This window comes from Pseudomonas sp. GW821-FHT02A08, from assembly GCF_059422045.1.
Map to the genome: position 1 here is coordinate 15,495 of NZ_JBWKWD010000047.1, position 17,710 is coordinate 33,204.

Annotated in this window: 17 protein-coding genes; 7 read left to right on the forward strand and 10 right to left on the reverse strand. The window is 59.2% G+C overall.

From position 1 onward, the window contains the following. Window positions 1-11: 11 nt before the first annotated feature. The 4 genes from proB to rplU all read right to left on the reverse strand — a co-directional run bounded on the left by proB (window position 12) and on the right by rplU (window position 3,294). Complete coding sequence (gene proB, locus AC07W4_RS24830) at window positions 12-1,130, reverse strand: glutamate 5-kinase (protein ID WP_032829785.1); 1,119 nt, start codon at window positions 1,128-1,130, stop codon at window positions 12-14. A 137-nt stretch (window positions 1,131-1,267) separates the two neighbouring features. Next, the gene (gene cgtA / locus AC07W4_RS24835) at window positions 1,268-2,491 is read right to left on the reverse strand and encodes an Obg family GTPase CgtA (RefSeq protein WP_008052064.1); all 1,224 of its coding nucleotides are present in this window, start codon (window positions 2,489-2,491) and stop codon (window positions 1,268-1,270) included. A gap of 195 nt (window positions 2,492-2,686) precedes the next feature. Continuing rightward, window positions 2,687-2,944 carry a 50S ribosomal protein L27 gene (gene rpmA, locus AC07W4_RS24840; protein ID WP_003281574.1) on the reverse strand — a complete coding sequence of 86 codons (258 nt, stop codon included), beginning with the start codon at window positions 2,942-2,944 and terminating at the stop codon, window positions 2,687-2,689. Between the two features lie 35 nt (window positions 2,945-2,979). Beyond that, window positions 2,980-3,294, reverse strand: coding sequence for a 50S ribosomal protein L21 (gene rplU, locus AC07W4_RS24845; protein ID WP_007950961.1), 315 nt, complete (start codon window positions 3,292-3,294; stop codon window positions 2,980-2,982). A 239-nt stretch (window positions 3,295-3,533) separates the two neighbouring features. On the opposite strand from rplU, the gene AC07W4_RS24850 reads away from it, so the two are divergent. From AC07W4_RS24850 to AC07W4_RS24860, 3 genes are all read left to right on the forward strand, one after another. After that, window positions 3,534-4,502 carry a polyprenyl synthetase family protein gene (locus tag AC07W4_RS24850; RefSeq protein ID WP_008052062.1) on the forward strand — a complete coding sequence of 323 codons (969 nt, stop codon included), beginning with the start codon at window positions 3,534-3,536 and terminating at the stop codon, window positions 4,500-4,502. 183 nt (window positions 4,503-4,685) lie between these two features. Further along, complete coding sequence (locus AC07W4_RS24855; protein WP_008052060.1) at window positions 4,686-5,027, forward strand: zinc ribbon domain-containing protein YjdM; 342 nt, start codon at window positions 4,686-4,688, stop codon at window positions 5,025-5,027. A 204-nt stretch (window positions 5,028-5,231) separates the two neighbouring features. Further along, window positions 5,232-5,489: a PA4570 family protein gene (locus tag AC07W4_RS24860; RefSeq protein ID WP_008052059.1), complete on the forward strand. Its 258-nt coding sequence runs from the start codon at window positions 5,232-5,234 to the stop codon at window positions 5,487-5,489. A gap of 133 nt (window positions 5,490-5,622) precedes the next feature. On the opposite strand, the gene bamJ is transcribed toward AC07W4_RS24860, so the two are convergent. From bamJ to AC07W4_RS24875, 3 genes are all read right to left on the reverse strand, one after another. Then, complete coding sequence (gene bamJ, locus AC07W4_RS24865) at window positions 5,623-6,240, reverse strand: BamJ family beta-barrel-assembly machinery protein (RefSeq protein ID WP_008052058.1); 618 nt, start codon at window positions 6,238-6,240, stop codon at window positions 5,623-5,625. A 121-nt stretch (window positions 6,241-6,361) separates the two neighbouring features. Beyond that, on the reverse strand, window positions 6,362-6,652 hold the full coding sequence (locus tag AC07W4_RS24870) for a DUF6482 family protein (RefSeq protein WP_046041769.1): 291 nt from the start codon (window positions 6,650-6,652) through the stop codon (window positions 6,362-6,364). Window positions 6,653-6,851: 199 nt separating this feature from the next. After that, window positions 6,852-7,340 (reverse strand): TIGR00645 family protein, encoded by a 489-nt coding sequence (locus AC07W4_RS24875; protein WP_007970904.1) that lies wholly within the window; start codon window positions 7,338-7,340, stop codon window positions 6,852-6,854. Window positions 7,341-7,511: 171 nt separating this feature from the next. Here AC07W4_RS24875 and AC07W4_RS24880 point away from each other — a divergent pair, with 171 nt between their 5' ends. After that, window positions 7,512-9,341, forward strand: coding sequence for a hypothetical protein (locus tag AC07W4_RS24880; RefSeq protein ID WP_495034350.1), 1,830 nt, complete (start codon window positions 7,512-7,514; stop codon window positions 9,339-9,341). A 6-nt stretch (window positions 9,342-9,347) separates the two neighbouring features. Here AC07W4_RS24880 and AC07W4_RS24885 read toward each other — a convergent pair whose 3' ends face one another. Next, on the reverse strand, window positions 9,348-9,689 hold the full coding sequence (locus AC07W4_RS24885) for a PA4575 family protein (protein ID WP_008052055.1): 342 nt from the start codon (window positions 9,687-9,689) through the stop codon (window positions 9,348-9,350). Between the two features lie 322 nt (window positions 9,690-10,011). Continuing rightward, window positions 10,012-12,450: a Lon protease family protein gene (locus tag AC07W4_RS24890; protein WP_008052054.1), complete on the reverse strand. Its 2,439-nt coding sequence runs from the start codon at window positions 12,448-12,450 to the stop codon at window positions 10,012-10,014. Window positions 12,451-12,729: 279 nt separating this feature from the next. Here AC07W4_RS24890 and AC07W4_RS24895 point away from each other — a divergent pair, with 279 nt between their 5' ends. The 3 genes from AC07W4_RS24895 to AC07W4_RS24905 all read left to right on the forward strand — a co-directional run bounded on the left by AC07W4_RS24895 (window position 12,730) and on the right by AC07W4_RS24905 (window position 16,114). Continuing rightward, on the forward strand, window positions 12,730-13,218 hold the full coding sequence (locus tag AC07W4_RS24895) for a DUF3015 domain-containing protein (protein ID WP_008052053.1): 489 nt from the start codon (window positions 12,730-12,732) through the stop codon (window positions 13,216-13,218). A 223-nt stretch (window positions 13,219-13,441) separates the two neighbouring features. Beyond that, the gene (locus AC07W4_RS24900) at window positions 13,442-15,295 is read left to right on the forward strand and encodes an Lnb N-terminal periplasmic domain-containing protein (RefSeq protein ID WP_495034351.1); all 1,854 of its coding nucleotides are present in this window, start codon (window positions 13,442-13,444) and stop codon (window positions 15,293-15,295) included. 324 nt (window positions 15,296-15,619) lie between these two features. Beyond that, window positions 15,620-16,114, forward strand: coding sequence for a GreA/GreB family elongation factor (locus tag AC07W4_RS24905; RefSeq protein WP_008052047.1), 495 nt, complete (start codon window positions 15,620-15,622; stop codon window positions 16,112-16,114). On the opposite strand, the gene gdhA is transcribed toward AC07W4_RS24905, so the two are convergent. Beyond that, complete coding sequence (gene gdhA / locus AC07W4_RS24910) at window positions 16,111-17,448, reverse strand: NADP-specific glutamate dehydrogenase (protein WP_495034352.1); 1,338 nt, start codon at window positions 17,446-17,448, stop codon at window positions 16,111-16,113. The two genes, AC07W4_RS24905 and gdhA, sit on opposite strands and share 4 nt — an antisense overlap. Window positions 17,449-17,710: the final 262 nt, after the last annotated feature.

Sequence of the window (17,710 nt, forward strand, 5' to 3'; positions counted from 1 at the left end):
CAGGTATTCCTTCAGACCAGGATCAGGTTATCGCGGTGAACCAGTTCCGGTTCCGCCATGTAACCCAACAGACCGACAATCGCCTCGGACGACTGACCGATGATTTTTTGCGCCTCCAGCGCACTGTAGTTGGCCAGGCCACGGGCAATCTCGCGACCATCCGGCGCCACGCAGACCACCATCTCGCCGCGGCGGAAGCTGCCCTGCACCAACTTGACCCCAACCGGCAGCAAGCTCTTGTTGCCCTGGGACAAAGCGGTCACCGCACCCGCATCCAGCACCAGGGTGCCACGGGTTTGCAGATGACCGGCCAGCCACTGCTTGCGCGCCGCCAGCATGCCGCGCTCCGGCGACAGCAGAGTGCCAATGCGCTCGCCCGCCTTGAGGCGATCCAGCACACGCTCAATACGACCACCAACGATGATGGTGTGAGCGCCGGAACGGGCCGCCAGACGCGCAGCACGCAATTTGGTCTGCATGCCGCCACGCCCCAGCGCACCGCCGGTGCCGCCCGCTACCGCGTCGAGCGCCGGATCATCGGCACGCGCTTCGTAAATCAGCTGGGCATCCGGATTGTTGCGCGGATCGGCGTCGAACATGCCGTCGCGATCCGTCAGGATCACCAGCAAGTCAGCCTCGACCAGGTTGGCCACCAGCGCCGCCAGGGTGTCGTTGTCGCCAAAACGGATTTCGTCGGTGACCACGGTGTCGTTCTCGTTGATCACCGGAATGACCTTCAGCTCGACCAACGCACGCAAGGTGCTGCGGGCGTTCAGGTAGCGCTTGCGGTCGGACAAGTCGTCGTGAGTCAGGAGAATCTGCGCGGTATGCCGGCCATGCTCGGCAAAGCTCGACTCCCAGGCCTGCACCAACCCCATCTGACCGATTGCGGCGGCAGCCTGAAGCTCGTGCATCGCACTGGGTCGCGAGGTCCAGCCCAAACGGCTCATACCGGCCGCCACCGCCCCGGAGGACACCAGCACCAGCTCGACACCCGCCTCATGCAAGGCCACCATCTGGTCAACCCAGACACCCATTGCCGCGCGATCCAGGCCTTTGCCGTCCGCCGTCAGCAAAGCGCTGCCGATCTTCACGACCCAACGCTGCGCACCTGTCACCTTGCTCCGCATCATCTTCAACCTTAGCTTGAGGGCACCGCGACCCAGCGCTGCCCGTGACGTTATTCGTGGTTATTCGTGACCAACAATCGATTTCCAGATACCAAAACGCCGCTCGATTGAGCGGCGCTTAAGTTTATCGCAACGAATCAGTCACGCACGTAAATGATTTCCGGACCGTCTTCGTCATCCACATCTTCTTCGTCCCAATCATCGTCGCCGATGTCGTGGACCGACTTCACGCCGCTGCGACGCAGGGCACGCTTGTCATCCAGCGCCTGCAATTGCGCGCGAGCTTCGTCTTCGATGCGCTGATCGAGATCGGCCAACTCTTCCTTGTAGGCCGGATCATTGGCCAGGCGATCGGCACGATCTTCCATGTAGCGCATGATGTCGTGGCACAGACGCTCGGTACCGAGCTTGGAGATGGCCGAGATCACGTAGACCGGGCCCGTCCATTCCAGGCGATCAACGATTTCCTTGACGCGAGCATCGTGCTCTTCATCAAGGATCTGGTCGCACTTGTTCAGGACCAGCCAGCGATCACGTTCCGCCAGGGACGGGCTGAACTTGATCAGCTCGTTGACGATCACTTCAGCGGCATCCGGTGCGCTGGCGTCATCCAGCGGCGCCATGTCCACAAGGTGCAGCAGCAGACGCGTACGCGCCAAGTGCTTGAGGAAGCGAATGCCCAGACCAGCACCTTCGGAAGCGCCTTCGATCAAACCCGGAATATCGGCAATGACAAAGCTCTTCCAGCGATCGACGCTGACCACACCCAGGTTCGGCACCAGCGTGGTGAACGGGTAGTCGGCAACCTTCGGCTTGGCTGCCGAAACCGAACGGATAAAGGTACTTTTACCGGCGTTCGGCAAACCCAGCAGACCGACGTCAGCCAGTACTTTCATTTCCAGCTTCAGGTCGCGCTGCTCACCCGGCTTACCCGGAGTGGTCTGGCGCGGCGCACGGTTGGTACTGGATTTGAAACGGGTGTTGCCCAGACCGTGCCAGCCGCCCTGCACCACCATCAATTTCTGACCGGCCTTGGTCAGGTCGCCGATGACTTCCTGAGTCGCGGAGTCGATCACCGTGGTGCCAACCGGAACGCGCAGGATCAGGTCTTCACCCTTCTTGCCGGTGCAGTCGGTGCTGCCGCCGTTGGAGCCACGCTCGGCATCGAAGTGCCGGGTGTAACGGTAGTCCACCAGGGTGTTGAGGTTTTCGTCGGCCATCATGTAGATGGAACCGCCGTCACCGCCATCACCGCCGTTCGGGCCACCGTTCTCGATAAATTTTTCCCGACGGAAACTCATGGCGCCATTGCCGCCATCACCAGCCTTTACGCGAATCGATACTTCATCAACAAACTTCATAACAAACGCCTCTCGCCATACGGACGAGCCGAAAAACAATCAAGACATAAGACTCTTGCAAAAATGAGCGCAGCGACCCTGAACCACGACACCTACATCGTACGCCGACAGCCCATACAAACAGCTTTGCAAGAGACTCACCCCACAAACGAAAAAGCCCCGTCGCGAGACAGGGCTTTTCCAGCGATCGCGCAATTAAGCTGCGACTACGCTCACGTAACGACGACCGAAGGCGCCTTTTACTTCGAACTTGATCACGCCTTCGACTTTAGCGAAGAGGGTGTGATCTTTACCCATGCCAACGCCGTAGCCAGCGTGGAATTGGGTGCCGCGCTGACGCACGATGATGTTGCCTGCTTTGATAGCCTGGCCGCCATACATCTTCACGCCAAGGCGTTTGGCTTCTGAGTCGCGACCGTTACGGGTACTACCACCAGCTTTTTTGTGTGCCATGAGTTCAATTCTCCTAGTGAGGAATTAGGCTGTAATTAAGCCTGAATACCGGTGATTTTGATCTCGGTGTACCACTGGCGGTGGCCCATACGCTTCATGTGGTGCTTACGGCGACGGAACTTGATGATGCGGACTTTATCGTGACGACCTTGGGAGATCACTTCAGCCACAACGGTAGCGCCAGCAACAACTGGAGCGCCGATATTCACGTCGTCACCGTTGGCAACCAACAGAACGCGATCAAAGGTAACGGATTCGCCGGTAGCGACTTCCAGTTTTTCGATCTTCAGGTATTCACCTGGGGCGACTTTGTACTGCTTGCCGCCAGTAACGATTACTGCATAAGACATGGTATTTCTCCGATAATCCTGCTCACCCAGCTCTTTATAAGAAGAGGTATTGGCTGGCATGGCTGCATGGGGCTGGAGGCCCGCTTGCAATTGCGTAAGGCAGGTGCTGCCCAGGAAGTTCAGGGTGCGCGATTGTACGCAAGGCACGAGCGCCTTGCAAGGGGCCGTCCATCGCGCCTTGACACCTGCAAGCGTGGGTCCTAGCATGCCGCGCAACCCTTCTGGAGCGACTGTCGCTGATGCAACCCCAAGCTTTCTACCGCGCGGTGGCGGACGATTTTAGCGCCGTCGACGGCATCATCAAGAAGCAGCTGACTTCTCGAGTGCCGCTGGTATCGAAAATCGGCGATTACATTACCTCGGCCGGCGGCAAACGCCTGCGTCCTTTATTAGTGTTGCTGTGCGGCAAGGCCCTGGGGCGCGAAGGCGACGAACTGCGTCTGCTGGCCGCCACCATCGAGTTCCTGCACACCGCGACCCTGCTGCATGACGACGTGGTCGACATGTCCGGCATGCGCCGTGGCCGCTCGACCGCCAACGCCATGTGGGGCAACGCGCCAAGCGTGCTGGTCGGCGACTTCCTGTATTCGCGCTCGTTCGAAATGATGGTCGAGTTGGGCTCGATGCCGGTGATGAAGATCCTTTCGCAAGCCACGCGCATCATCGCCGAAGGCGAAGTGTTGCAGCTGTCGAAGGTTCGTGACGCCAGCACCACCGAAGAAACCTACATGGAAGTCATCCGCGGCAAGACCGCGATGCTCTTCGAAGCCTCGACCCACAGCGCCGCTGCCCTGTGCCAGGCCTCACCGGAACAGGCAGAAGCCCTGCGTACATTCGGTGATCACCTGGGCGTGGCCTTCCAGCTGGTCGATGACCTGCTCGACTACAAAGGCGACGCCGAAACCCTGGGCAAGAACGTCGGAGACGACCTGGCCGAAGGCAAGCCGACCCTGCCGCTGATCTACACCATGCGCGAAGGTACGCCGGAACAGGCCGCCCTGGTGCGCAAGGCGATCCAGAAAGGCGGGATCGAAGACCTGGAAAGTATCCGCGAAGCCGTGGAAGCCTCGGGCTCGCTGGAGTACACCGCACAACTGGCCCGAGATTACGTGGCCCGCGCGATCAAGTGCCTCGAAGCGCTGCCAGCCAGCGAATACCGCGATGCACTGGTTGAGCTGAGCGAATTTGCGGTAGCCCGCACGCACTGACAACAAAGATCCCTTGTGGGAGCGGGCTTGCTCGCGAATGCGGCGTAACAGTCGACGGAGATGTTGGATGTGAGTCCGTCTTCGCGAGCAAGCCCGCTCCCACAGGTTTTTCGTTGCTGCCCCCTCCTGCCTAAAACCCTATACAATGTGCGCTTTTAGCGATCCTGAATCCAAGGAGCCTTAGTGAGCACGTTGCCACCCTGCCCAAAATGCAATTCCGAATACACCTATGAAGACGGCGCCCAACTGATCTGCCCCGAGTGCGCCCACGAATGGTCCGCCAGCGGTGAAACCGAAGCGGTGTCCGACGACACGGTGAAAAAGGATTCGGTCGGCAACGTCCTGCAGGACGGCGACACCATCACCGTGATCAAGGACCTCAAGGTCAAGGGCACGTCTTTGGTGGTCAAGGTCGGCACCAAGGTCAAGAACATCCGCCTGTGCGATGGCGATCACGACATCGATTGCAAGATCGACGGCATCGGCCCGATGAAACTCAAGTCCGAGTTCGTCAGAAAAGTCTGAGCCTGCTGTTGTCCATCCCGCGCCCGGCGTGGGATGGCGCCTCACCCTCCCCCGCTTCACCCGGTAAACCCTCGCAATAGCCAAACGCCAGTCGATTTGACCTGACGCAATCTTTACCCGGAAAAAAGCGCAAACCGTCAATAGGCCCTTGCTATTTGATGAATAAGAATTATTCTCATCAGACCCTCAGTGGAGATGAGAACCATGACTTATTTGATCGATGCCTGGCTGGACCGCCCACACCCATACCTTCGGATCCTGCATCGGGAAACCGGGGAAGTCTGTGCGGTGCTTGAAGAAGAAGCCTTGAGCGAACTGCAGGACCAGGGTGATCTTGACCTCAATGGCCTGAGTTCCAGCGAGCCGGTGGTGCTCAAGGAACTGGTGCGTAATCTGTTTCTGTTCTGCTATGCCCGGGCGTTGCGCCCGCACAGTGAACTGCACCACAAGATCGAAATATGAATCACCGTAAAAAACTGTGGGAGCGGGCTTGCTCGCGAAAGCGGTAGGTCAGGCAAACTGTTTGTCGCCTGAAAGGACGCCTTCGCGAGCAAGCCCGCTCCCACATTAGCCCGACGTTATATCGGGCCAGGCCTTACAGAACGTCGAGCAGCTCGACGTCGAACACCAGTACGCTGTGCGGCGGGATGCTGCCAACGCCTTGAGCGCCGTAAGCCAGTTCGCTCGGCACGTACAGGCGCCATTTGCTGCCGGCGTTCATCAGCTGCAGGGCTTCGGTCCAGCCGGCGATCACGCCGCCAACCGGGAATTCCGCAGGCTCGCCGCGCTCGTAGGAGCTGTCGAACACCGTGCCGTCGATCAGGGTGCCGTGGTAGTGAGTACGTACGGAATCTTCACGGGATGGCTTGGCGCCTTCACCAGCGGTCAGGACTTCGAACTGCAGGCCGGAAGCCAGAGTGGTGATGCCGTCACGCTTGGCGTTTTCAGCCAGGAAGGCCAGGCCTTCGCCAGCAGCCGCTTCAGCCTTGGCTGCAGCTTCGGCCTGCATGATTTCGCGGATGACTTTGAAGCTGGCGGACATTTCTTCCTGACCCACACGGCTTGGCTTGCCGGCGAATGCGTCGGTCAGACCGGCCAGGATCGCGTCCAGGCTTACGCCCGGCGGTGGGTTGTCGCGCAGTTGGTCGCCCAACTGACGGCCAATGCCGTAGCTGACGCGGGTTTCGTCGGTGGACAGATTTACTTCGGACATGACACTGCTCCGCTGTGCGGACGGCTCGGGAACTTGCCATGCGTGCACAGCGCGTCCCGGAGCGCCCGGAACCAAAAGGGCCAGCAGACTAGCACAGATGTCATGCCATTGATGAGGGGCCTCAGGCGATCGGCACCTTCAGGTTTTCCTCTACATCGGCAACCAGACCGCACATTTCGTCATGCACGACCGTGTGCACGAGGTTGAAGTGCAACTTGGGAAAGGAGCGTAGAACATCACGGGCGTGCTCCACCGAACGCAGGCTCATCATGTGTCCGTGCGTATCGCTCAAGGGATATGCCGTGCCATGCATCCGCGCCTCCAGCAGATAGATGCCTCCCTCCATCGAGATCAGGTTCAGCTCATCGACCTTCCCGGCGACGGCATACGCATTCAACTCTTGCAGGTTCATGAGCGCACCTCACGCAGTAGCGAGCCTCTTTACAGGGATAGGCTTCGGCGCATCAAAGTACAAGCCACAAACAACACCGCCCGTCTGTTTTGCAACCCTGTGGGAGCGTGGCTTGCCCGCGATGGCATCACTGCGGTTCATCGTTAGACCGAGGTGATGCCATCGCGGGCAAGCCACGCTCCCACAATGGAAGTTGAAATCAGTGCTTGGTGACTTTATCCAGGTAACCCATGGCAAATGCCGAGACCACGAAGGTCATGTGGATGATCACGTACCACTGCAAATGTTCGGGATCGACATTCTTGGCGTCCATGAAGATGCGCAGCAGGTGAATGGACGAGATCGCCACGATCGATGCGGCTACCTTCATCTTCAGCGACGAAGAGTCCATGGTGCCCAGCCAGTTGAGCTTTTCCTTGCTGTCGTCGATGTCCAGTTGCGAGACGAAGTTCTCGTAGCCGGAAATCATCACCATCACCAGCAGGCCGCCCACCAGGGCCATGTCGATCAGTGACAGCAGCACCAGGATCAAGTCCGACTCGGCCATCGAAAACACGTTCGGGATGACGTGGAAGACTTCCTGGAAGAATTTCAGTGCCAGCGCCAACAGCCCGAGGGACAGACCGAAATAGATCGGCGCCAGCAGCCAGCGCGAGGCGTACATTGCATTTTCGATAAAGCGTTCCATTGAATCTCACATGTTGGGCTGAAAACGGCGGCGAGTATACCAGCCGCCCGTCCATACCCAGAAGCTGCCAGAAACCGTCGAAAAATCCGCCACCTGCGCCTGTGTATCAAAGTTTTTCTGCTAGTGTCCAAATCATTGACTGCTCAGTGATGTCGGACAGGAAGACGGGAAATGGATGTGCGATTACCTTTGACGAGTGCCGGAATTTGCATGGCGCTGCTACTGAGCGGCTGCTCGCCCAGCGACGAAAAACGTCAGGTCAGTCTCGAAGAAAAAACCGCGCAGTTCGAAAAATCGCTGGACGCCATCCAGGATCCGAAACTCAAGGATGCCGTGTCGGAGCTGGGCGGCTCGCTGCTGTTGCTCGAGCGCGCGCAACTCAAGCTCGACAGCAAGCCGGTGGAAACCGAATACGGCGAAGACGCCCTCGCCATGCTCAAGCACTACCCGAACCCGCAGGCCCTGGTCGACACCTACATCAACGGGTTGTTCGTGCTGCAAAAGGACTCCGGTTCCGACTACCTGACCGATCTGCAACCAGTATTTCCCTTCACCTTCAGCATTCCTGCCGCGTTTTTGTTTCCCCATGGCCTGGAATGGCAGTCGGTCACACTAAGCAACAAACGGGTGATTCCCTTCCAGCCGGAATGGTCGGAAACCGACCCGGGCATTCAGCTCAGCCCATCGAGCTCCAACCTGACCAACCCCGATGACCTGACCGTGGCCTACCCCTTCATCGAAGGCCTCGACATCGACAGAAAGCAGCAACCGCAACCGGTAAGCCTGCAAGGCAAGATCGAAGTCATCGCGCCACGCCGCCTCTACAGCTTCGACCTGACGAAAAAGGACGTAGGCCAGACCCGCACCAATGACAACCTGAGCGTCACCCTGCTCTCATTGACGAACAACTACGCGGAAATCGAATACAACAACAGCGCGCCGCCGGCCCCCGAAATCAGTGAAACGCCGCTCAACCCGCTGATCGTCCAGGCCAGGGACAGCACCGGGCAATTCATCGCACGCGCCGGCTCAATCAACGAAACCTCGGTACAAATTGCCTTCTATCAGCAGCAACTGGCCAAGATGCAGCAGCAAAAAAGCTGGAGCGAGGCCCTGGAAAAACAGCTCGACGAAGAACAACGCAACTTTGAGAAACAGCAGGCTCGGCATTATTCGAAGGTGTACTTCAACGGGACGATCGAAACACTCGAAGTCAGCCTGCTGGATTTTTCCGCCGTCACGGTCACCCGAAAGGACCTCGACCTGCCGATCCGGCGCTTCGATGCCAATACCACGGACAAGTCCATCCAGCCCTTGAACCTGTCGGTGGTGGTCTACGACGACCAGGCGGCGGGCTGGCTGAAAGGGGCAACGCTGACTGAGGATCAGCTGAAAAAGAATGTCAGCATCAGTCAGTCGGTCGACGACCCCAGTGCTGCGCGAATCGAATTCACTCACCTGCGCACCTTCAACGATGAACTGCTCGGCACATCGTTCAACCCCGGTGAAAGTCCGGTGAGCTTCTTTACCGAAGACACTCTTGGCAAACGCGACGAACCGATCGAACTGCCGTCAGAGGCGTACCAGATCGATCCCCTGCGCGGCACCATCACTTACGATCTGAATCTGTTTCCGCAAACCCCGGCCTATGCGGTGGGCTCGATGCCGCTGTTCCTGGCCACGCTCGACAAACAATCCGTCGATGCCCGTCAACTGCCCAAGGGCCTCGGGCTAAAAGACAATGCATTGGTGGTGGACCTGAAGGCATTTCCCGCCCAGGACTGGCGCTTTTTCGCCAAGGACGACAGCGGCAATTACTTGAAGGAGATTCTATCGGTCAACCATGGCACGAGCGCACAGGGTCCGGCGCAGTTTGCCGTGCATTACTTCTACGGGCAGCCTACGCGCCTGGAAACCTATCAGCGCACTGACCTCGCCACCGTGCAATATGGTTTCGAAGTCAAACTCGACAAGGCCGACATGACAAGCCTTGATCAATAGTGCCACTCAGTGCTCGGGGTGAAACTCGAAGCCGCCCATGTTCCGGCAGCGACCACCGTTGATTTCCCGCAGTTGGGCTTGCAGGTGCAGGCACCAGATTTGCGGATCGTCAGCCAACTCGTAGCCGTGCAAGGTCAGGCTTTCAACGATGGTGTCGAGGATTGATTCAGCGACGAACGGACCGTGAAACGGGCCTTGGGCCTTGATGGCCGAAGGTTGTTCACCAGCCATTCCGGCGGCGAACAGCAGAGTCCACATGCCCGTATCTCCCGCCAATGGACGGATGGCACATTCGATACGGGTCACAAGGCCCAGGCATTGACGGGTGAGACAGAGGTTGCGCGACATGGCGGCGACCCTCGGTAGATCCGGTATTCAGCCCCCATGGGAAGGCTGTTTCGATCCTGTGATTACTGTCGATATCCTTGAGCAGAGAATAGAAGAAAAGTCTGGCTTGCAGGCCGGAGCAAGACCGAAAGGCGCCGAATGGTCATAGTGTGAATATTGACGTCATTTCGACGACGCTCTCCGGTGTTCACACAAAAAAATGTGGGAGCGGGCTTGCTCGCGAAAACGGTACATCATTCAACATTAATGCTGGCTGACAGTACGCTTTCGCGAGCAAGCCCGCTCCCACAATGGAGTTGCCTGGCTTCAAATCAAACAGGCATCAAGCCGGCTTGGTTTCCGCCAACGCCTCCTGCGCCAACTCCTTCTCGGCTTCTTTCAGATCATCTTCACTGATCATTTCCGCGATAACCCGCAGGCGCTCCACGACCCGCGCGTTTACGCTGCCTTCAGGGAACTCGCCATTCTCGTCCGGCTCGCCGGCCGGTTCTCCGACCAGCAAGCTCAAGGCTTCGTCGGCCTGACGGACCGCGTAGACATGGAACTGCCCCGCACGCACCGCCGCCAGCACCTTCTCGTCGAGCATCAGCGTGGCGACGTTGGCGTGAGGAATGATTGCCCCCTGCTCACCGGTCAATCCGCGAGCTTCGCACAGACGGAAGAAGCCCTCGATCTTCTCGTTGACCCCGCCGACCGCTTGTACTTCACCGAACTGGTTGATCGAGCCGGTGATGGCAAAGCACTGCTTGAGCGGGGTTTTCGACAAGGCCGAGATCAGGGTGCAGGCCTCGCCCAGGGAAGCACTGTCACCATCGACATAACCGTAGGATTGCTCCAGGGCGATGCTCGCGGAAATCGCCAGCGGAAACTCCTGGGCGTAACGGCTGCCCAGATAACCGGTAAGGATCATCACGCCTTTGGAGTGGATTGGCTGGCCGAGGTTGACCTCGCGTTCGATGTCGACGATACCACTGCCACCCGGGTACACCGTGGCGGAAATCCGCGCCGGCACACCGAAAGCCGAATCGCCGACTTCCAGCACGGTCAGGCCGTTGCACTTGCCGACCGCCGCGCCATCGGTGTCGATCAGTATGATCCCGGCCAGCATGTCGTCGAGAATCCGCGCCGACACCCGCCCGGTCCGCGTGGCCTTGGCCTTGAGCGCGCGCTCGATGTGCCCGGCGTCGGTCATTTCATCGCCAGCCAGGTGACGGATGAAATCCGCCTCGCTGACCAGCTGGAACAAATCACCGATACGCGCCGACAAGCGCCCCTGATGCTCGGCCAGACGCGCACTGTAGGTCGCCAGGCGTGCCACCGCATCGGCGGTCAGCGGTGCCATGCCTTCTTCGGAAGTACGGGTCTTGAGCAACTGGGCGAACTGCTCCAGGCTCTCGTCGACCATCGGGATGTCTTCGTCGAAATCCACCAGGACGCGGAACATCTCCTGGAAGTCCGGATCGAGGTCCTGCAGTGTGTAATACAGCTGACGGGCACCGATGATGACGACCTTGACCTGCAACGGAATGTGTTGCGGCGTCAGGGTCACGGTGGCCAGACGGCCCAGCTCACCGAGTGGCGATTCCATTTTCAGCTTGCGCGATTGCAGGGCACGTTTCAGCGCGTCCCACACGAACGGCTCGCTGAGCATTTTGTCCGCTTCAAGGATCAGGAAACCGCCGTTGGCCCGATGCAAGGCACCCGGCCGCAGTTGGCGATAGGTGGTGTACAGCGCGCCCTGATCAGTGCTGTATTCGATGCGCCCGAAAAGGTTTTCGTAAGTCGGGTGCGGCTCGAACACCACCGGCGCACCGCCGCTGGCCGAGTGCCCGACCACCAGGCTCGGCGCGTACTGTTCTTCCAGCAACTTACGGGCGACTGCGTCGGTCTTGCTGTCGTCCACCAGCTGCTCGACCACGGTCTTGAGCAAGTACACCTGCATGGCTTGCAGATAACCGCAGACCGCCGCGTTCTCGGCGTACTTCTCCGACAATGGCGACAATAATGGCTGCAGGGCCAGGGTGATGGTTTCTTCGTTCAGATGACGCAGCTGGTTGCTCGACTCGCGCTTCCATTGCGGCAGGCTGGCGAGCTCTTCGTTCAGACGCTCCTCCAGTGCCGAAATATCTTCGTGAAAGCGGTCGCGCTCGGCTTCCGGCAACTGGGCAAATTCAGCTTCGTCCAAGGCCTTGCCGTCGCCCATCGGAGTGAAGGCGATATTGCTGGCGTCGCGGTACAGCGCTACGTCCTTTTCCAGGGCCAGGCGCTCGATGACGTCCAGGGCCTTGTCGTAGCGCTGATTGAAGGCGCGGTCGATGCCGCTTTTCTTCTGCTGGTAGGACGGATGCTCGAAAACCGCCGGGAACGTGGCCAGCAGGTTGTCGATCAAGCCGTTGATGTCACCGATGAAGGCCCCGGCGGTGCCCGAAGGCAGTTCCAGTGCGCGGGGCTCGCGCGGTTCATCGAAGTTGTTGACGTAGACCCAGTCCGCCGGGGTCTGCAGGCGCTTGCCTTCGGCCTTGAGGTAGCGTTTGACGAACGAGAACCGGCCAGTGCCGGGCTCGCCCATGACGAATACGTTGTAACCGGGGCGTGGCATGGCCACGCCGAACTGCAAGGCTTCGACCGCACGTTCCTGGCCAAGCACTCCGCGAAAGGGCTCCAGATCATTGGTGGTAGAGAAGCTGAACTGTTCAGCGGAAAACGGACGGGTCAGCGCTTCGGGCGCTAGACGCAAGCTGGCAGCAACAGGATCAGGCATCGGGCTTCCTTAACAATCAGGCGGGGCAGATGGCAGCATTCTGGCGCTGCCCATGCCCGACTGGCAAGGAGCGCCGCAGACCTGAGCATCGTCAATCGGCCAACCCCAGGCGGGCCGGGCTTGCGCCGCCGTTTCCCATGAATGTTTTGCAAAAAATCACGGAACCCCGCGATCGTGCCTAAACTCCAAACTGCGCGGCTGGACTAATGCCCGGCCCACTGGCACCGGAACGGGCCAGAACTCCTTGTCAATTGGTATGCACATAAAGAGAACAAAGCTATGAAACGGATTCTTCTTGGTACTCTCTTCACCGCTGTATCCATCAATGCCATGGCGCAAGCGCCAGGCGGCCCGGATTGCGGTTGGGGCAACATGCTGTTCGAAGGCCAGCGTGGTACTCCGGCTCACTTCCTGGCATCCACCACCAACGGCACTTCCGGCAACGCGACCTTCGGCATGACCTCCGGTACCAACGGTTGCGCAACCAATTCGGCGCTGACTTATGGCGGCAAATCCTGGTTTGCCATGAATGGCATGATGAACGAACTGTCCGAAGACATGGCCAAGGGCCAGGGCGAAGCGCTGACCACCTATGCCGTGGTACTGGGCGTGGCACCGGAAGACCGTGCGCACTTCGCCGCCGTCACTCACGAGCACTTCCAGCAGATCTTCAGCAAGGCCGACGTGACCGCAGAAGACGTGCATACCAATACCCTGGCCGTACTCAAAGCCGACCCTCGTCTGGCCAAGTACGCAACTCAGGCTTAAGCTCGACCCGCCCCGCTTCTTTCGGGAAGCGGGTTTTGTTTTTTGGACCAGCCCCCTTTTCGGGTAATGCCAACCATCTGTAGGAGCTGTCGAGTGAAACGAGGCTGCGATCTTTGTTTTTAAAAGATCAAAAGATCGCAGCCTCGTTTCACTCGACAGCTCCTACAGGCGAAGGACATCAATTGCGCTGGTCCTGGTTTTTTTCCTGTTTAAGTTGCCGACTATGTTCAAACGCCTTGCCTGGCTGGCGCTGTGTGTCTGCGCCCCGCTGTCCGCCGCGCCTCACATCGACCCACAACGTTTGCAACAACTGGCCAACGACCCTTTCTGGATATCCCTGGGCCATTACGAAACCGCCAAGCTCGGCGGCTGGCGCAGCTATGTCAGCGACAGGAAGTTTTTTCTCGCCGCTGACGGCAATGAACATCCTGACCATGAACTGGCGGCGACTGTACAAGCCCTGTACGCCCCGGCCAGTGCCGGTGAAACACACGCTCAATGCGTCTATCCGGCCCGCACCCGCTGGCTGAAAGAACAACTCGGCCTGGCCGGCCTGCCGACGCCGGATTGCGCCGGGTTCAAGCAATGGTTCAAGGACGTCTCGCCCGACAGCGCAGTGATGATCTTCCCGGCGGCTTACCTGAACAGCCCGTCCTCGATGTTCGGCCATACCCTGTTGCGCATCGACCAGGCCGAAGTGAAGAGCGACAAGACTTCGCTGCTCAGTTACGCGATCAATTTCGGTGCCTACATCGAGGGCTCCGACAACAGCATCATCTATGCCTGGAAAGGCCTGATGGGCGGCTATCCCGGCCTGTTCGCGATGGTGCCCTATCAGGAAAAGCTCTTGGAATACCGCAGCCTGGAAAACCGCGACCTGTGGGAGTACCGCCTGAACCTGACCCAACAGGAAACCGCGCGCATGGTCGAGCACGTCTGGGAGCTGAAGCAGATCAAGTTCGACTACTTCTTCTTCGACGAAAACTGCTCGTACCGCTTGCTGGAACTGCTGCAAGTGGCCCGCCCTGGCCTGCGCCTGACCGAACAGTTCCCGCTTACGGCCATCCCGACCGACACCGTCAAAGCCGTGAAAAATGCCGGGCTGGTGGAGTCCATTCAATATCGTCCGTCCCGGGAGCGCGAGTTGCTCAGCCGCGCCGCGCCGTTGAACCCTGAAGAGCAGCAATGGGTGCTGAAAGTCAGCGCCGATCAGAAACAATTGCAGGACCCGGCGTTCAAGACACAACCCCGTGAACGCCAGGCGCTGATCATCGATGCGGCCTATCGTCTGGAGCGTTACCGCGCCAACGGCCAGGAACGCGACCCGGCGCGCGCCCAGCGCAGCTTCGAACTGTTACGGGCAATCAACCAGAACCCGGCGCCGGAACTGGATATCCCGCAACCGGGCCTGCCTGAGGACGGTCACGAGTCCCGTACCTGGCAACTCGGCCTGGGCACTCGTGGAGATAAAGCCTTTGGCGAGTACGGCTTGCGCATGGCTTATCACGACCTCAATGACAACAACGCAAGCTTTCCCCTTGGCGCGCAGATTGAAATCCTGCAGTTGAAACTGCGCCAGTACGAAGGCAATGACTGGCAGGTGCAGCAACTGGACCTGGCCACCATTCGCTCCCTGACTCCGCGTAACGAACTGCTGCAACCGCTGTCATGGCAAGTCACCGGCGGTCTGGAGCGAGTACCGGGCAAGCACGATGACCAGACTCTGGTCAGCCACGTCAACGGCGGTGGTGGTGGCACCTGGCAACTGGGCGATGACATGCTCGGCTTTGCCTTGGGCACCGTGCGTATCGAGCACAACAACGACTTTGCCGCGTTCATCGCACCAGCCGCCGGCTTCAACACGGGTGTGCTGTGGAAAAACCCTCTGGGCAACCTGAGCCTGGAAGCCAAGGGTGATTTCTTCACCAATGGCGAGGTGCGCCGTAGCCTGAGCCTGAACCAGCAGTGGGAAATATCCCGCAATCTCGGACTGCGCTTGAGCGCCGAGCGTGAGTTCAGCCATTTGGCGACGGCCGAGAACGAAGTGATGCTTGAGCTGAAGTGGTATCACTACTGATCCGAACGCCACGTCCCCCCCCTGTGGGAGCGGGCTTGCTCGCGAAAGCGGTGTGTCAGTCAGCATTAATTTTGAATGGCAGATCGCATTCGCGAGCAAGCCCGCTCCCACAGGGAATCGTCGTTTGCCGACGGATTGATCACACACCTTTCACAAACACCCGGCGCATCCACTTCTAGACTTTCCTTATAAACCGCGTATCGGCCTGGCAGCAGAAGGATCAGACCGCCGCCCGGGCCTATCACTCGCCATAAGTCGCTTTCAGACATCCGGTGAAACCAAATGCCTGCGACCATGGCCAAAACCCTATACCGGGAGAATTCCATGAGCCGTGCCTTCGTCAATGAAGATAACGCCGCCGCGCAAGCCGATCAGCCTGTCGAACGGCAGGTCAGCGCGCAGCCCAATTACGTCACGCCGCAAGGCCTGGACCTGTTGCAGGGAAAAGTCGCCGAACTGCAAACCCTGCACGCCGAACAATCGGCAAAAGGCGAGCAGGCCGACAAGCAGCGCCTGGCGGATCTCGAGCGTGATTTGCGTTACTTCAAGCAGCGCCTGGGCAGCGCTCAGGTGGTACCCGCCGCGACTTCGAGAGAGAAAGTGCAGATCGGCAGTTGGGTGACCTATGCCGATGAACACGCCACCGAACGCCGGGTACAACTGGTGGGCGAAGATCAGGCCGATGCCGCCCACGGCCTGATCAATTGGGGTTCACCGCTGGGAAGGGCACTGCTCGGTGCGCGACTCAACGATGAAGTGCTGTGGCAGCGCCCTGCCGGGGATCAAGTGATTGAGGTTATCCGTATCGAGCCGGCTTAGACAACGCCTTGGGCGAGCATGGCATCGGCGACTTTAACGAAGCCGGCGATGTTCGCGCCCTTGACGTAGTTGACCCGGCCGTTCTCCTCACCGTAATGCACGCAAGCGTGGTGAATCGACTGCATGATCGCGTGCAGTTTGCTGTCCACTTCGCCACCGGTCCACGCCAGGCGCATGGCGTTCTGCGACATCTCCAGCCCGCTCACCGCCACGCCACCGGCGTTGGATGCCTTGCCCGGTGCAAACAGAATGTCCGCCTCGATGAACAGATCCACCGCCTCCAGGGTGGTTGGCATGTTCGCGCCCTCAGCCACGCAGATGCAACCGTTGCGCAGCAAAGTGCGAGCGGCTTCGGCATCCAGTTCGTTTTGCGTCGCGCACGGCAGCGCGATGTCGCAGCTCAGGCTCCACGGCAGCTCACCGGCGCGGAACTCCAGGCCAAAACGGCCGGCCAGTTCACGAATGCGCCCGCGCTGTACGTTTTTCAGGTCCAGCACCGCCAGCCATTGCTCCTCGGTCAAACCACTTTCGCAATACAGCGTGCCTTCGGAGTCGGACAGCGAAATCACTTTGCCGCCCAGGTCCATGACCTTGCGCGCCGCGTATTGCGCGACGTTGCCGGAGCCGGAGATCGCTACACGTTTACCTTCCACGGCCAGGCCGCGACGCTTGAGCATTTCTTCGGCGAAGTACACGCAACCGAAACCGGTGGCTTCCGGGCGAATCAGGCTGCCGCCGTAGCTTGGACCTTTGCCGGTCAGCACGCTGGTGAACTGGTTGCTCAGGCGCTTGTACTGGCCGAACAGGAAGCCGATTTCCCGCGCACCGACACCGATATCCCCGGCCGGCACGTCAACGTCCGCGCCAATGTGGCGGTACAGCTCGCTCATGAAGGCCTGGCAGAAGCGCATGACTTCCGCGTCGCTTTTGCCTTTCGGATCAAAGTCAGAACCGCCCTTGCCGCCGCCCATGGGCAATGAAGTCAGCGAGTTTTTGAAGGTCTGTTCGAAGGCGAGGAATTTCAGGACGCCCATGTTCACCGACGGGTGGAAACGCAGGCCACCCTTGTACGGGCCGATCGCGCTGTTCATCTGGATGCGGAATCCACGATTGACCTGGACCTTGCCCTGATCGTCAACCCACGACACGCGAAACACCACCGCCCGCTCCGGCTCGCAGATACGCTCCAGAATGCCCGAGGTCAGGTAATGCGGATTGGCTTCAAGAAACGGCCACAGGGTACGCAGGACTTCTTCGACAGCCTGGTGGAATTCGGGTTGATCCGGGTCGCGTTTTTTCAGGCGCGCAAGGAAGGACTCGACGGATTCGATCATGGAAAAGTCTCGGCAAATTTATTGTCGTTGGAGGAGATTGAGCCGGACTGTAACAAACGATTCGCGCACAAGAACAGAGCAAAATGTCGCATTAATGAAATTAAATGGTGCACAGGATATAAAACAGACTGCTTTTCGGCCTGATATTGCACCTGAATGGGGATTCACAATTCAATTCCTGCACCATCAGGAATACCGCCTTCGCGAGCAAGCCCGCTCCCACAGGGAATCGATGTTGAATCGAGAGCTGTGCCTTTCACAA

Excerpts from the sequence above, each read along its gene's own strand:
- proB (WP_032829785.1), bottom strand. The coding sequence starts at position 1,130 with ATGCGGAGCAAGGTGACAGGTGCGCAGCGTTGGGTCGTGAAGATCGGC.
- cgtA (WP_008052064.1), bottom strand. The coding sequence starts at position 2,491 with ATGAAGTTTGTTGATGAAGTATCGATTCGCGTAAAGGCTGGTGATGGC.
- rpmA (WP_003281574.1), bottom strand. The coding sequence starts at position 2,944 with ATGGCACACAAAAAAGCTGGTGGTAGTACCCGTAACGGTCGCGACTCA.
- rplU (WP_007950961.1), bottom strand. The coding sequence starts at position 3,294 with ATGTCTTATGCAGTAATCGTTACTGGCGGCAAGCAGTACAAAGTCGCC.
- AC07W4_RS24850 (WP_008052062.1), top strand. The coding sequence starts at position 3,534 with ATGCAACCCCAAGCTTTCTACCGCGCGGTGGCGGACGATTTTAGCGCC.
- AC07W4_RS24860 (WP_008052059.1), top strand. The coding sequence starts at position 5,232 with ATGACTTATTTGATCGATGCCTGGCTGGACCGCCCACACCCATACCTT.
- bamJ (WP_008052058.1), bottom strand. The coding sequence starts at position 6,240 with ATGTCCGAAGTAAATCTGTCCACCGACGAAACCCGCGTCAGCTACGGC.
- AC07W4_RS24870 (WP_046041769.1), bottom strand. The coding sequence starts at position 6,652 with ATGAACCTGCAAGAGTTGAATGCGTATGCCGTCGCCGGGAAGGTCGAT.
- AC07W4_RS24875 (WP_007970904.1), bottom strand. The coding sequence starts at position 7,340 with ATGGAACGCTTTATCGAAAATGCAATGTACGCCTCGCGCTGGCTGCTG.
- AC07W4_RS24880 (WP_495034350.1), top strand. The coding sequence starts at position 7,512 with ATGGATGTGCGATTACCTTTGACGAGTGCCGGAATTTGCATGGCGCTG.
- AC07W4_RS24885 (WP_008052055.1), bottom strand. The coding sequence starts at position 9,689 with ATGTCGCGCAACCTCTGTCTCACCCGTCAATGCCTGGGCCTTGTGACC.
- AC07W4_RS24890 (WP_008052054.1), bottom strand. The coding sequence starts at position 12,450 with ATGCCTGATCCTGTTGCTGCCAGCTTGCGTCTAGCGCCCGAAGCGCTG.
- AC07W4_RS24895 (WP_008052053.1), top strand. The coding sequence starts at position 12,730 with ATGAAACGGATTCTTCTTGGTACTCTCTTCACCGCTGTATCCATCAAT.
- AC07W4_RS24900 (WP_495034351.1), top strand. The coding sequence starts at position 13,442 with ATGTTCAAACGCCTTGCCTGGCTGGCGCTGTGTGTCTGCGCCCCGCTG.
- AC07W4_RS24905 (WP_008052047.1), top strand. The coding sequence starts at position 15,620 with ATGAGCCGTGCCTTCGTCAATGAAGATAACGCCGCCGCGCAAGCCGAT.
- gdhA (WP_495034352.1), bottom strand. The coding sequence starts at position 17,448 with ATGATCGAATCCGTCGAGTCCTTCCTTGCGCGCCTGAAAAAACGCGAC.